The following is a 15123-nucleotide window of genomic DNA, read 5'->3' on the forward strand; positions in this document are numbered from 1 at the left end:
AGCGAAATGAGCGCCGGCTCGTGAACGACCGGCGCCACGGGAGGAACACATGGGAACTGCACTAGCGATGGAACGGTTAGACGATTTCGCTTCGATTGTCGCCCCCAAGGCTCAACCTCCGGTTGAAAGCACCAAGCCAAAAACGCTGTATCCCAATAAGAAAAAAATCCTCTTCGTGACGTCCGAGCTGGCTGACTTGATCAAGGTGGGCGGCCTTGGCGATGTGTCCGCTGCCCTGCCCCGCGCCCTCTCCGGCCAACATGACATTCGGGTGCTGATTCCCGGCTACCCGCAAGTGCTGGAAAGCGGCCACCCGCTGCGCGTGATCGGCGAAGTTAAAGGCCATGCCGCGCTTCCTTCGTGCAAGATCGGCCGCATGGACTTGCCCGACGGCCTGATCGTGTACGTGCTGATCAGCCCCGAGCTGTACGAGCGCGAAGGCACGCCCTATGGCGACGTCAACAGCCGCGACTGGCCAGACAACCATATCCGCTTCGCCCGTCTGGGCATGGCCGCTGCCGACATCGCCGCCGGCACCGCCTGCATCAGCTGGTGCCCGGACCTGGTCCACGCCAACGACTGGCCGACGGCCCTCACGCCCGCCTATATGAAGTGGCAGGAGCAAGACACGCCCTGCGTGTTCACCATTCACAACCTGGCCTACCAGGGAATGATCGACATGCATTGCAGCCCCGAACTCGCCCTGCCGCCGGAAGCCTGCGGGCCGGAAGGCATGGAGTTCTACGGCAAGCTGTCGCTGCTCAAGGCCGGCATCACCTACGCCGACCACATCACCACCGTCAGCCATACCTATGCCCAGGAAATCACCACCGAGGCGTTCGGCTGCGGTATGCAAGGCATGCTTCAGGTGAAGACCAACGAGGGCAGCCTCAGCGGCATCACCAATGGCATCGACGAAAGCTGGGACCCACGCACCGACACCCACCTGATTGCCAACTTCAGCATGCACAACCTGGGCGGGAAGAAACAAAACGCCGAATACGTCGAGCAGCTGTTTGGCCTGGATGCCGATAGCGGCCCCCTGTTCGCCGTGGTCTCGCGTCTGGTGCAGCAAAAAGGTATCGACCTGACCCTCGAAGTGGTCGACACCATCGTTCAAGGCGGCGGTCGCCTGGCGGTGATCGGTCGCGGTGAGCCGGAGCTGGAACAGGCCCTCACCGAAATGGCCAAACGCTACCCCGGTCGGGTCGGTGTGAAAGTCGGCTTCAACGAAACCGACGCCCGCCGCATGTTTGCCGGCAGCGACTTCCTGCTCATGCCGTCGCGCTTCGAGCCGTGCGGCCTGAGCCAGATGTACGCCCAGCGCTTTGGTTCGCTACCCATCGCGCGCAAGACCGGCGGCCTGGCCGACACCATCGAAGATGGCGTCACCGGCTTCCTGTTCCGCGACGCTACCGCCGAGAGCTACAAAGACGCGGTGCAGCGCGCCCTCACGGTTTTCCAATACCCCGAGCTGCTGAACGCCATGCGCTGCCGCGCCATGGCCTCGCCGCTGTTCTGGAAGCAGTCGGTTGAACCCTACGACCGTCTGTACAAAGACCTGCTGCAACAAAAAGCCGCCCGTGCGCGAGGGCAATGGTGATGTCGGCGCCGACCACCCGGCCGGCACACGGCGCCCTCCCCGTAGCGGAGGGACTCACCCGCTTCGCGCTCTGGGCACCGCAAGCCAACACGGTTGACGTGGTGTTTGCCGATGGCAGCGCGCAGCCCTTGCAGAAAGAGACCGAGGGCTGGTTTCGCGCCGAGCTGCCTTGCCCGATTGGAGGCGCGTACGCCTACCGCATCGACGGCGGCCAGCAAGTACCCGACCCCGCCTCTCGCGCCCAGCAAGACACCGTGCACGGCTTCAGCCTGGTAACCGACCCCACCGCCTACGCTTGGCAACAAGCCGACTGGCGCGGCCGGCCATGGCACGAAACGGTGTTGTACGAAGTGCATGTAGGACTGCTGGGCGGCTTTGCCGGTGTTGAGCAGCGGCTCGCCGATTTACGCGAGCTGGGCGTCACCGCCATCGAACTGATGCCGATAAACCAGTTTCCCGGCGAACGTAACTGGGGTTACGACGGCGTGCTGCCGTTTGCGCCGCAGCACAACTACGGCAGCCCCGATGAGCTGCGCCATCTGATCGACACCGCCCATGGCTTGGGCCTGATGGTGTTTGTCGACGTGGTCTACAACCACTTCGGGCCAGACGGCAATTACCTCGGCTTGTACGCCAAGGATTTCTTTCGCGAAGACATCACCACGCCTTGGGGCCCGTCTATCGACTTCCGCCGCGCCCAGGTGCGTGACTTTTTTATCGAAAACGCGCTGATGTGGGTGCACGACTACCGCGTCGACGGCCTGCGCTTCGACGCGGTGCACGCCATCAGCGAGAAAGACTTTCTGATCGAAATGGCCCAGCGCCTGCGCGCCTCGGTGCCCCTGGATCGTCACCTGCACCTGGTGCTGGAAAACGAGCACAACAGCGCCGAATTGCTGCAAGCCGGCTTCGATGCACAGTGGAACGACGACGGCCACAACACCTTGCACGTGTTGCTCACCGACGAGCACGAGGGCTACTACCAGGATTATTGCCAGCAGCCGACCGAGAAACTCGCCCGCTGCCTGCAAGAAGGCTTCGTCTACCAGGGCCAGGAAAATCGTCACGGGCACACCCGTGGCGAACCCAGCGGGCACCTGCCGCCCACCGCCTTCGTACTGTTTCTGCAGAACCACGACCAAGTGGGCAACCGTGCCTTTGGCGAGCGGCTAAGCACCCTCTGCGACCCGGACGCCTTGAAGGCCGCCACTGTGCTGTTGCTGCTGTCGCCGATGATTCCACTGTTGTTCATGGGCGAGGAATGGGGCTCACGCCAGTCATTTCTATTCTTCACCGACCACCATGACGAACTGGCCGTTGCCGTGCGCGATGGCCGGCGCAACGAGTTCAAAGACTTCGCCGTGTTCCAGGATGCTGCCATCCGCGACAGCATTCCCGACCCGAACAAACTCGGCACCTTCAACGCCTCGCTGCCCGACTACGCGCCGGACATCGAGCCCAGCCATCAAGCCTGGCGCATTTACTACCGCAAGTTGTTGGAGCTGCGTCAGCAGCTAATCGTGCCGCTACTTCCCGGCAGCCGCCCCGGCCATGTGCAAGTGCTGGGCGACAAAGCCGTGAGCGCCAACTGGACGCTGGGCGACGGCAGCAAGCTGCGCATTGACCTCAACCTCAGCAGCCAGCCCGTCAGCGCCCCGCCGTTGGGGCCGGCGGCGCGCGTCATCTTCGGCAACCGCATCGACTTGCACGCTGCGCAACAAGGCTTGCGCGGCCCATTTAGCGCATTGGCATCATTAGAGGAAAGCGCATGAGCGACGAGCAACTGGCCAGCCTGTCTACCGCAGCAGGACTGAGCGTCGACTGGGTAGACGCCAACGGCCGGCCGCAACGCGTAGATCCCGACGCCCAACGAGCGTTGGTCGAAGCCCTGGGATACGCGGCCCAAAGCCCGCAACAAATCGCGGCCAGCCTGGCGCACCTTGAACAGCAACAGCACCGCCGCGAACTCGATCCGCTGCTGACCCACGAGATGCACAAGCCGCTGTCACTGGCCAGCGAGTTTGGCGCCAACACGCCCTTCAGCCTGCATTTGGAAAACGGCCGTCGAGTGGACGGGCGTCTCGATGGCCACGGCTGCCTGCCGGCCATTGCCGACTACGGTTATCACCGCCTGCAAATTGGCGAGCGGCTGATCACCGTCGCCGTCGCCCCGCCCGCCTGCCTGAGCGTGGAAGAGTTGACCGACGGCCAGCGCCGGCACATCTGGGGCCTGACCGCACAGGTGTATTCGCTGCGCCGTAATAACGACGGCGGGCTCGGCGATATGCAGGCGCTTGCCGACCTGGCGCGCAGCGCTGCCCACCATGGCGCCGACGCGCTGGCCATCAGCCCCATGCACGCCATGTTCAGCGCCTGGCCGGGCCAGTACAGTCCGTACTCGCCCTCCAGCCGCTTACTGTTCAACGCCTTGCACGCCGCGCCAGACATGATTCTTGGCGACGCGGCCGTCAACGACGCGCTGCAAATCTGTGGCCTGCACGACAACCGCAAACAGCTCGAAAGCCTCGACCTGGTCGACTGGCCGGGCGTCACGGATAGCCGCCAGCGCCTGCTGCGCCAGCTCTATCAAACCTTCCGCGACCAGCACAACGCGCTGACGCCGGACTTCGATAAGTTCTTGCTGTGCGGCGGCGACGCACTGTTGCAGCACTGCCGCTTCGAAGCCTTGCAGGGCTTTATGGTGCGCAACGAAATGTCCGGCGACTGGCGCACCTGGCCGGAGCATTACCGCGACCCGCACCATGCCAATGTCGACCTGTTCGCCGCCGACCACGCCCAGGAAGTTGGCTACCACGCCTTCTGCCAATGGTTGATGGCGCGCAGCATGGGCCGCGCCCAGGCCGCTGCGTTGAACGCCGGGATGAAAATTGGCCTGATCGCCGACCTGGCCGTGGGTGCCGATGGCGCCGGCAGCCAGGCCTGGTCGCGCCAGGACGAACTGTTGCAAAGCCTCACCGTTGGCGCGCCACCCGACATCCTCAACCGTCAGGGCCAGAGCTGGGGCATCTCGGCGTTCTCACCAGACGGCTTGCGCCGCAACGGTTACCGCGCCTTTATCGAAATGCTGCAAGCCAACCTTGCCCACGTAGGCGGTGTGCGCATCGATCATGTGATGGGCTTGCAACGCCTGTGGGTGATTCCGCAGGGCGCGCCGCCGCAAGCCGGCGCGTACCTGAACTATCCGCTCCAAGACTTGCTGCGCCTGGTGGCGCTGGAGTCGTGGCGCAACCGCGCACTGGTGATTGGCGAAGACCTCGGCACTGTGCCCGACGGTTTGCGTGAAGAACTCGGGCGAAGCCGCCTGCTCGGCATGCGCGTGCTGCTGTTCGAGCAAAAGGACGGCGCCTTTATTCCCGCACCGCAGTGGCCGGACGACGCGTTGGCGACCACCACCACCCACGACCTGCCCACCCTGCACGGCTGGATGCAAGGCCGCGATATCGAATGGCGGGAGATGGCCGGGCAATCGACGCCCGAACAGAGCGTCGACGACCGCAGCCATCGCCACTGGGAAAAGCACAACCTGCACAAAGCCTTTCAAGACTGCGCATTGCTGCCCATTCGCGACAACAGCATCACCGAGCAACTGGACGCCAGCGTCTCGTTCCTCGGCAGCACGCCGGCGCCATTGGTGCTGCTGCCGTTGGAAGACGCCATGGGCGAATTCGAACAACCCAACCTGCCCGGCCCCGGCGACACGCACCCCAACTGGCGCCGCCGCTGGAGCATGAACGCCGCCGATATGCTCGACCGCCCCGAACCGAGCCAACGGCTGGAACGCCTCGACCAAGCGCGCCGCGCCCGTGATCACTTAGCGCCATCGAGACACCGCAATGACTAAGCCACTACGTCCACTGACGGCCACAGTCCGTCTGCAATTTCATAAAGACTTCACCCTCGACGACGCCGTGCCGCTGGTTCGCTATTTCGCCGACCTGGGCATCAGCCACCTCTATGCCTCGCCCATTCTCACCGCGCGGCCCGGCTCTACCCACGGCTACGACGTGGTCGACCCGACTCGCATCAACCCGGAATTAGGCGGCGAAGAAGCGCTGCTGCGCCTGGTAGCGGAGCTGCGTGCCCATGGCATGGGCTTGCTGCTGGACATCGTCTCCAACCACATGGCCGTGGGCGGCGACGCCAACCCGTGGTGGCTCGACGTACTCGAATGGGGCCCGACCAGCCCCTACGCGAATTTCTTCGACATTCAGTGGCGCTCCCACGACCCGCTGATGGTCGGCCAACTGCTGGTGCCCTTCCTGCGCACCGATTACGGCGAAGTGCTCGGCGCCGGGGAAATCGAACTGAAGTTCGAAGCCGAAACCGGCAGCTTGTATGCCCAGCACTACGAACACCGCTTCCCGCTCTGCCCTCCCACCTACGCCGACGTGCTGAAGACCAGCGAAGACGCGACGCTGCAAGCCTTCGCCGCGCGCTTCGAAAGCCTCGACGTCGACCCCATGGCCTGGGCACAGCGCCCGACAAATTCGCGCGGATCTTGCCGAGGCGGTCCAGGTGCCGGACGTGGGCTTGGCGCTGGCCGAGGCGGTCAGCCACTTCGAAGTGGTGAGCGGCAAAATCGACGACAGCGGCAGCATTGACCAATACGCCTTCGACAACCTGCACCGCCTGCTCGAACGCCAGCACTATCGCCTGGCGAGCTGGCGCACCGCGGCTGACGACATCAACTGGCGGCGCTTCTTCGACATCAACGAACTGGGCGGCTTGCGGGTTGAGCGCAACCGCGTGTTCGAAGCCACCCACGCGAAAATTTTCGAGCTGATTCAGCGCGGCTTGGTGGACGGGCTGCGCATCGACCACGTCGATGGTCTGGCCAACCCCGGCAGCTACTGCCGCAAACTGCGCCGGCGAGTGAACGGCTTGCTGAACAAACGCCCGAGCGAGCTGCGCGACGCTCAGGGCAAGGCGCTGCCGTTCCCGATTTATGTGGAAAAAATCATCGGCGCCGGCGAGCAGTTGCCCACCAACTGGGCGGTGGATGGCACCACCGGCTACGAATTTATGAACGAGGTGTCGCTCCTGCAGCACGACCCCATTGGCCAACTGCAATTGGCCGACCTGTGGGAAACCCGCAGCGGCCGAACCGCCAACTTTATGGACGAGGTGCGCGAGGCGCGAAACCTGGTGCTCAACGGCACCCTGGCCGGCGACCTTGAAGCGCTGGCGCAGGGCTTGTTGTTGGTCGCCCGCGATGACGTTTATACCCGCGACCTGACGCTCGGCTCCATCCGCCGTGCGCTGCTGGAATTGATCGTGCACTTCCCGGTGTACCGCACCTATGCCGGCGGGCATGGCCGTTCCGAGCAGGATCAGCTGTTCTTCGCTCAAGCCTTGGAAGCCGCGCGCAACAACCTCAGCGAAGCCGACTGGCCGATTCTCGACTACCTCGACCGCTGGCTGGGTGGCGAAGCACTGCGTCAGTTGCCCCCAGGCCCGGCGCGCCGGCAGCGGCAGAAAATGCTCACGCGCTTTCAACAACTCACCTCGCCCGCTGCCGCCAAAGCCGTGGAAGACACCGCGTGCTACCGCAGCGCCGTGCTGCTGTCGCGCAACGATGTGGGCTTCGACCCGCAGCACTTCAGCGCGCCGGTGGCCGAGATCGAAGCGAGCTGGCAACGCCGCGCCGAGCACCTGCCCAACAACCTGCTGACCACCGCCACCCACGACCACAAACGCGGCGAAGACACCCGTGCGCGCTTGGCGGCCATCAGTGAGCGCTCAACCTGGCTGGTGGAGCACATCGACCGCTGGTGGCCGATGGCGGCGCCGCTGCGCCAAGAACTCACCGACGGCATGGCGCCGAGTGCCGGCGACGAAATGATGCTGTACCAAACCCTGCTCGGCAGTTGGCCCCTAGGCCTGGCTGGTGACGACCAAACCGGCCTGGACGCCTACTTCCAGCGCTTGGTTGGCTGGCAGGAAAAAGCGCTGCGCGAAGCCAAACTGCGCAGCAGCTGGAGCGCCAACAACGAGGCTTACGAAGGCGCTTGCCGCAGCTTCTTGCAGCAACTGCTGCAAAGCCCCGAAGCCCTGGAATTGCGCAAAGACATCGCCAACGCGGCGGCCTCGCTAGCGCCCGCCGGCGCCCTCAATGGCCTGGTGCAGACGCTGCTGCGCATGACCACGCCCGGCGTACCCGACCTGTACCAGGGCGCCGAATTCTGGGACTTCAGCCTGGTCGACCCGGACAACCGCCGCCCGGTGGATTTCGCCGCGCGCCAGGGCGCCTTGAGCCAGCCCAAAGCCATTAGCGAGCAGCTTGCGCACTGGGCCGACGGCCCGTTGAAACAGGGCCTGATTCGCCACACCTTGCACCTGCGCGCCTGCCAGCCACAGGTGTTTTCGGCCGGCAGTTACCGGCCGCTGACCGTCGCTGGCAGTCAGGCCGACCGCGTGTTGGCGTTCGCCCGTTATGTCGACGATGAGCAGTTTGTGATCGTGCTGGTACCGCGCCTGGCCGCGAACCTGCTCGGTGACAGCGCCACGCCATTGATTCCTGCCAGCGCCTGGGGTGACACGCACCTCGTGCTGCCGCCCGAACTCAGCCGTCACACGCTGATCAGCGCTTTTACTGCCAGCAGCCACACCCCGGTGGACGGTCGCCTTGACGTCGCCCACCTCCTGCGGGATTTCCCGGTCACTTTGCTTCACCCCTTTCAGGAGCCTCGGCCATGAGCATCGACGAAAAACGCGTTAGTGAATTCGCATTCCAAATCTGGGAATCGGAAGGCAAACCCGAAGGCCAAGCCGAACGCCATTGGCAAATGGCGCTGAAGCTGGCCGCCTCCGAAGCCGGCGTGCCGGCCGCGAAGAAAACGGTCAAAGGTAAAACCTTGCCGGCGCCGAACCCGGCGATTCCAGCGGCGAAAAAACCGGCCGCCAAGGCTGAAAAACCCGCGTTGCTGGAAGCCAAGCCAGCAAAACCTGCGGCGAAAAAAACCGCCGAAAAATCACCTGAACCGAAAGCCGCTGCGCCAGCCAAATCTACTGACAGCAAGCCCGCTAAACCGGCTGCCAACAAACCAGCCGCGGCAAAAAAACCGGCCGCCAAACCGCCTAAGGCCTGAATCACAGGCTAGTCGGCGTGAAGTGATCGTTATCGGAATTCAATGTTGAATCGAAGGAATCGTCACCCATGACCAAGCCGCATAAATCGCCCACTGGGGCGCCGCAAGTCGTGCGGCAATCGCGCATTTCTGAAGGCCATCCGTTCCCCCTGGGCGCAACCTGGGATGGCCTCGGCGTCAACTTTGCGCTGTTCTCCGCCCATGCCACGAAAGTGGAGCTGTGCCTGTTCGACAGCACCGGTGAAACCGAACTCGAACGCATCGTGCTGCCTGAATACACCGACGAAATCTGGCACGGCTACCTGCCCGACGCGCACCCCGGGCAAATTTATGGCTACCGCGTATACGGCCCGTACGAGCCCTCGGCCGGGCACCGTTTCAACCCCAACAAACTGTTGATCGACCCCTACGCCAAACAGTTGGTTGGCAAGCTGAAATGGTCTGAAGCGCTGTTCGGCTACACCATCGGCCACAAAGACGCCGACCTCAGTTTCGATAAGCGCGACAGCGCCAAATTCGTGCCGAAAAGCAAAGTTATCGACCCAGCGTTCACCTGGGGCGAGCGCCCCCATGTGCGCGTGCCGTGGGACAGCACGATCATTTACGAAGCCCACGTGCGCGGCACCAGCATGCGTCACCCCGCCGTGGCTGAAAACCTGCGTGGCACCTACGCCGGACTGATGAACCCGGACCTGCTGCAGCACATCAAAAAGCTCGGCGTTTCCACCATCGAGCTGCTGCCCGTGCACGGGTTTGTCGACGACAAACACCTGCTCGAAAAAGGCATGAACAACTATTGGGGCTACAACACCATCGCCTTCTTCGCGCCCCACGCCGGCTACTCGGCGAGCGGGCATATCAACGAATTCAAAGAAATGGTCGCCCACCTGCACGACGCGGGTTTGGAAGTGCTGCTCGACGTGGTTTACAACCACACGGCCGAGGGCAACGAGATGGGCCCGACCCTGAGCATGCGCGGCATCGACAACGCCAGTTACTACCGCCTGCTGCCCAGCGATAAACGCCATTACATCAACGATTCCGGCACCGGCAATACGCTGGACCTGAGCCACCCGTGCGTGCTGCAAATGGTCACCGACTCGCTGCGCTATTGGGCCACGGAAATGCGCGTGGACGGTTTCCGCTTCGACCTGGCGACCATTCTCGGCCGCTACGCCGATGGCTTCGACGAGCGCCACAGCTTCTTGGTTGCCTGTCGCCAGGACCCGGTGCTGAGCAAAACCAAACTCATCGCCGAGCCGTGGGACTGCGGTCCCGGCGGCTATCAGGTCGGCGGCTTCCCGCCGGGCTGGGCCGAGTGGAACGACCGCTTCCGTGACAATGTGCGCGCGTTCTGGCGCGGCGACGAAGGCCAAGTCGCCGAACTGGCAAGCCGCCTGACAGCGTCCGGCGACCTGTTCAACCAACGCGGCCGCCGCCCGTTTGCCTCGGTGAACTTCATCACCGCCCACGACGGTTTCACCCTGCGCGACGTGGTGTCGTACGACCACAAACACAACGACGCCAACGGTGAAGACAACCGCGACGGCAGCGACAACAACATCTCGTGGAACCACGGCGCCGAAGGCCCGACCGACGACCCGGAAATTCGCACCCTGCGCCTGCGCCAGATGCGCAACATGCTGGCGACGTTGCTGCTGTCCCAAGGCACACCGATGCTGGTGGCCGGCGACGAATTCAGTCGCACCCAGGGCGGCAACAACAACGTGTATTGCCAAGACAACGAGATCGGCTGGGTGGATTGGGAGCTGGACGACGAAGGCCGCAGCCTGATGGAGTTCACGCGACGGGTCATCAGCCTGCGCAAAGCCTTCCCGATCCTGCGTCGTGGCCGCTTCCTGGTTGGCCAGTACAACGAGGAACTCGGGGTCAAGGACGTCACCTGGCTGTCGCCGTGCGGCAACGAGATGACTGAAGAGCAGTGGCAAGACCCTCATGCCCGCTGCCTGGGCATGCTCATGGACGGTCGTGCGCAACCCACCGGCATCCGCCGCAAAGGCGCTGACGCGACCTTGCTGCTGGTGCTTAACTCGCACCATGACGTGGTCAACTTCACCCTGCCGGAAGTCGCCCAGGGCATGAACTGGAAGTGCTTGTTGGACAGCAATCGTCCCGAAGACCACAGCCACGAAGTGTTCGAGTTTGGCGACGAGTTCACCGTCACCAGCCGTTCACTGTTGTTGTTCGAGCTGCAGCGCGACGCCAACGCGTAACGCTGGCCCTCAACGGAGACCGCCGCATGGAACGTCACTACAGCGACGCCGACCTGCAGGCGTTTCTCGCCGCCCTCACCTGCCCGGTTCGACAACCGGGCCAGGTGCTCAAACAGTTGGTCAACGAAGGCCTCGACCGCCTTCCCTATCCCGCCAGCGGCGCCACGTTGCACCGCTGGCGCGGTTTGGCCAGCGTCGCGGCGACTGATCTGAGCCTGTGCAAACTCTACGAAGGCCACACCGACGCCTTGGCCATTCTGGCCGAGGTCGATTGCGTGGACCAAGCCGCGCGCTACGCCATGCCCGCCGACAGCACATGGGGCATGTGGGCCGCAGAACCGCCGCAGGCAAAAGTGCATATCAACTCGCGCACCTCCGCCCAGGATGTTCGCCTGGACGGGCGCAAAGCCTGGTGTTCCGGCGCCACGCAGATTAGCCACGCGCTGCTTACGTGCTGGGACGAAGAAGGCCAACAACAGCTAGTCGCCGTTTCCCTGCAACAGCCAGGCGTCACGGTGCTGGACGAGGGTTGGCACGCCGTCGGCATGGCGGCTACCGGCAGCGTGTCGGTGAATTTCGAACAGGCGCGCGGGCATTGCATCGGGCCTCCGGGCGCCTATTTGCAGCGTCCGGGTTTCTGGCAAGGCGGCGCAGGTATTGCCGCGTGCTGGTTTGGCGCGGCCCAGGCGGTGGGTGAAGCCTTGCGCCGCCATTGCCTCGCCCATGCCGAACCCCATGCATTGGCGCACTTGGGCGCGCTGGACACCGCGCTTAGCGCCGCTGCCGACGGCTTGCGTGCCGGCGCCCAGTGGGCCGACGACAACCCCTACGCCAACGCGGAACTCCTGGCGCGGCGCTTGCGCAGCCTGTGCGAGTGGGCCGCCAACCGGGCGCTCGAGCATGTGGGCCGAGCGCTTGGCGCGGCGCCTTATTGTTTGGATGAAAAATTTGCCCAACTGCTGGCAGACCTGCCTGTCTATCTGAGACAGAGCCATGCAGAACGCGACCTCGCCGCTCAGGGTGAGCGGGTTGCAGATGAACCGGAAGGAAGCTGGATGATATGAAGCCCAACCTGATCAATAGCCAGCTTATCGGTACGCCCTTACACGCCTGGAACCAGTCCCGGCGCCTTGCGGATGTCGCCCCGATCAGCATCGACGAACTGATGCCGGTGGGGTCGCGCGCCGTCATCGTCGCGCCACACCCGGACGATGAAGTCCTGGGCTGCGGCGGCCTGCTGCAACAGTTGGCGGCGCGCCATATTCCGGTATTGCTGGTTTCCGTTACCGCTGGCACGGCGAGCAACCTGGGCTCGCATTACTGGACGCCGCAACGCCTGAGCATCGCCCGCCCGCTGGAAAGCGCACAGGCCCTGCGCCGCCTTGGCCTGGACCAAAGCCAATACAAATGGCTGCATGCCGGGCTGCCCGATACCCAAGTTCACCTGTTCCAGCACGACCTGACGCAGTTTCTGCTCGGTTATCTGCTGCCCACCGACGTGCTGTTTACCACCTGGCGCGAAGACGGCCACAGCGACCACGAAGCCACCGCTGCCGCTTGTTTGCAGGCTGCTGAACGCCTCGACGTGCCGGTCAAGGAAATTCCGATCTGGGCCTGGCACTGGGCCCATCCTGAAGACGCACGAATTCCTTGGGAACGTGCCCGCAAGCTGCCTCTGGACACCTGGACGCAGGCGCGCAAACGCCACGCCATTCAAGCCTTTGCCAGTCAGATTCACGCCGACCCGCAGGCTGATTTGCCACCCGTATTGCCTGCCTGCGCCGTGGAGCGCTTGCAGCAGCCGTTCGAGTTGATCTTTGTTTGAGGGGCGCGTCATGAGCGTGGCGGATAGCTACTTTGAAGGCCTTTTCCGCGCCGATGCCGACCCTTGGGCCATGCGCACACGCTGGTACGAACGGCGCAAACGTAATCTCACCCTCTCGGCCCTGCCCCATCACCGCTACCGCAGCGTGTTGGAGCTGGGCTGCGCCAACGGCGAGCTGAGCGCGCGGCTGGCCAACCGCAGCGGGCAACTGCTGTGCTGCGACACCTCGACCACCGCTTTGGAGATCGCCCGGGCCCGGCTCGGGCAGCGCCATAACGTGCAGTTCTGGCAGGGCCGGCTGCCCAAAGAATGGCCGCCCGGTAAATTCGACCTGATTGTGTTCAGCGAGCTGGGTTACTACCTGGACAGCACCGACCTTACCCAACTGATTTTCACCATGCGCTACGCCCTGGCACCGGGCGGCACGCTGGTCGCCTGCCATTGGCGCCACCCCATCGACGGGTGCCCGCACACCGGCGATGAAGTGCACAACGAATTGCACAAACTGCTGCGCATGCCGCGCCTGGTCTGGCACCAGGAAACGGATTTTTTGATGGAGGTGTGGAGCGAAAACCCCGCCTCTGTTGCTGAGCAAGAAGGCCTGATCAGGAGAGAAACATGATTGGAGTAATCATCCCGGTACACAACGAAGAGGCCCTGCTGGGCAAGTGCCTGCAAGCCGTGCAACGCGCCGCCGCGCACCCAGAGCTGAACGGCGAAACCGTGCACGTTCTGGTGGTGCTCGACAGCTGCACCGACGCCTCGGCGCACATTGCCCTGCAATTCGACGTGGCGACCCTGGCGGTCGATGCCCGCAACGTCGGTGAAGCGCGCCTGCAAGGCATCCGCCTGATGCTCGACCAAGGCGCCCGCTGGCTGGCCTGCACCGACGCCGACAGCGAAGTGGCCGAAGACTGGCTGGTGGCGCAGCTGCGCCAGGGCACCGATGTGGTGTGCGGCACCGTGCAGATCGCCGACTGGGGCGATATCCCCGACGAGGCCCAAGCGCTGTACCGCGCTCGTTATCACAACGGCGATGGGCATCGGCATATCCACGGTGCAAACCTGGGCTTCAGTGCGCTGGCCTATACGCGCGCCGGTGGGTTTGAACCGTTGGTAGTCGATGAGGATGTGGCGTTGATCGGCCGCTTCAAGCGACCGGCGCGAGCATTGCCTGGTCGGCACTGCCGCAAGTGACCACCAGCGCGCGGTTGGATGTACGTATGGCGGGCGGTTTTGCCGATTATCTGCGCGGTTTGGCATATGAGCCGCAAGCCGCTTAGCTAAAACGGACCGCCGCCTGCTCGCGCTCACAATGGGACTGTTTCCCCGATTGTAGGAGCGGCCAGGCGGCGATCCGCTTGAGTCGCCATTGCTGCAACCCTCGTTCTAGCCTCTAAACCCCACCCGCTTGGCCACCATCTCGCCAAACTCCGCCACCGGCCCCTGCAAATTGCCGAGAAAGCGCGGGTGCACCAGCCACAGGTCGATCACCGGCTTGAAATCGCTCACCGGCACAATTTCCAGGCGTTGCCGATGGCTGCTGTTTTCCAGCAGCGGCATTGGCACCAGGCCGTAGCCGAGGCCGTTGGCGATCAAGCCCAGTTGCAGCTCGGTGCCAAAGGTTTCCAGGTTCACTTTCAGTGACAGCCCCTCCGCACTCAGCGCCCGTTGCAGGCCGGCGCGAAAGCCGCAGCCGTCGGGGTTGAGCACCCAGCCGCGTTGGTAGCAGTCGGCGAGTTTGTAGCTGCGTTTGCGCACGTCGCCTTTGGCCGCGACTACCACCAGGTTCATGCGCGCCAGCGAGCGGCCGACCATCGCTTCCGGGAACACTTTGCCGGCGGGAAACAGCGCGGCCACGGCGTCCAGTTCACCGTTCTCGATTTTGCCGAGAAGATGGCTACCCCAGCCCGTCGAGACTTGCGCCTGCAGGTCGGGATACAGCGTTTTCAGCTGGCTGAGGGCATCGAGCAGCACCACGTCGCCGATGGTTTGCGGCACGCCCAGGCGCAGGGTGCCGGTGGGTGCGGCGTCGCTTAATACCAACTCGCGCAAGGCGCCCATTTCGCGCTGCACGTTCAAGCACTGCTCATACACGCGCATGCCCAGCGACGTCGGCTTCAGCGGCTTGGTGTTGCGGTCGAGCAGATTGGCGCCCAGGTCGTCTTCGAAGTTCTGCACGCGCCGCGTTATTGCCGGCTGGGTGAGTTGCAGGGTTTCGGCGGCCTGGCTGATGGACTGACTTCGGATGACGGCCACGAAGGCGTCAATATCGTCTATCTTCATTCTTTTTTCACATAATAAAATAGTGGAAAAATACCAGTTAAGAATAATACCTTTCGCCTGCAGAGG

At 63.7% G+C, this 15123-nt stretch carries 9 protein-coding genes and 2 pseudogenes; 10 read left to right on the plus strand and 1 reads right to left on the minus strand.

Annotation, left to right across the window (positions count from 1 at the left end; genetic code table 11):
• Window positions 1-67: 67 nt before the first annotated feature.
• The 10 genes and pseudogenes from glgA to ACZZZP_RS11725 all read left to right on the plus strand — a co-directional run bounded on the left by glgA (window position 68) and on the right by ACZZZP_RS11725 (window position 14054).
• Window positions 68-1603 (plus strand): glycogen synthase GlgA, encoded by a 1536-nt coding sequence (gene glgA, locus ACZZZP_RS11680; protein ID WP_463384702.1) that lies wholly within the window; start codon window positions 68-70, stop codon window positions 1601-1603.
• Complete coding sequence (treZ, locus tag ACZZZP_RS11685; protein WP_463382825.1) at window positions 1603-3375, plus strand: malto-oligosyltrehalose trehalohydrolase; 1773 nt, start codon at window positions 1603-1605, stop codon at window positions 3373-3375. The genes glgA and treZ overlap by 1 nt, the downstream gene beginning before the upstream one ends.
• On the plus strand, window positions 3372-5465 hold the full coding sequence (malQ, locus tag ACZZZP_RS11690; protein ID WP_463382826.1) for a 4-alpha-glucanotransferase: 2094 nt from the start codon (window positions 3372-3374) through the stop codon (window positions 5463-5465). Before treZ ends, malQ begins: the two co-directional genes overlap by 4 nt.
• A pseudogene (locus ACZZZP_RS11695) lies at window positions 5458-8320 on the plus strand (malto-oligosyltrehalose synthase). The gene malQ and the pseudogene ACZZZP_RS11695 overlap by 8 nt, the downstream one beginning before the upstream one ends.
• The gene (locus tag ACZZZP_RS11700; RefSeq protein WP_463536540.1) at window positions 8317-8712 is read left to right on the plus strand and encodes a DUF2934 domain-containing protein; all 396 of its coding nucleotides are present in this window, start codon (window positions 8317-8319) and stop codon (window positions 8710-8712) included. Before ACZZZP_RS11695 ends, ACZZZP_RS11700 begins: the two are co-directional and overlap by 4 nt.
• Before the next feature lie 68 nt (window positions 8713-8780).
• Window positions 8781-10946, plus strand: a complete 2166-nt coding sequence (gene glgX / locus ACZZZP_RS11705; RefSeq protein ID WP_122495821.1) for a glycogen debranching protein GlgX — start codon at window positions 8781-8783, stop codon at window positions 10944-10946.
• A gap of 26 nt (window positions 10947-10972) precedes the next feature.
• Window positions 10973-12010: an acyl-CoA dehydrogenase gene (locus ACZZZP_RS11710; RefSeq protein ID WP_463382828.1), complete on the plus strand. Its 1038-nt coding sequence runs from the start codon at window positions 10973-10975 to the stop codon at window positions 12008-12010.
• Entirely contained in the window at window positions 12007-12771 is a 765-nt protein-coding gene (locus ACZZZP_RS11715; RefSeq protein WP_122495818.1) for a PIG-L family deacetylase, read from the plus strand. Before ACZZZP_RS11710 ends, ACZZZP_RS11715 begins: the two co-directional genes overlap by 4 nt.
• Before the next feature lie 10 nt (window positions 12772-12781).
• Window positions 12782-13393, plus strand: a complete 612-nt coding sequence (locus tag ACZZZP_RS11720) for a class I SAM-dependent methyltransferase (protein WP_122495816.1) — start codon at window positions 12782-12784, stop codon at window positions 13391-13393.
• Window positions 13390-14054 (plus strand): annotated as a pseudogene (locus tag ACZZZP_RS11725) (glycosyltransferase family 2 protein). Before ACZZZP_RS11720 ends, ACZZZP_RS11725 begins: the two are co-directional and overlap by 4 nt.
• 106 nt (window positions 14055-14160) lie before the next feature.
• Here the strand turns inward: ACZZZP_RS11725 and ACZZZP_RS11730 are convergent.
• On the minus strand, window positions 14161-15057 hold the full coding sequence (locus ACZZZP_RS11730) for a LysR family transcriptional regulator (RefSeq protein ID WP_463382830.1): 897 nt from the start codon (window positions 15055-15057) through the stop codon (window positions 14161-14163).
• Window positions 15058-15123 lie beyond the last annotated feature (66 nt).

It is taken from the genome of Pseudomonas sp. AC211 (assembly GCF_979258055.1).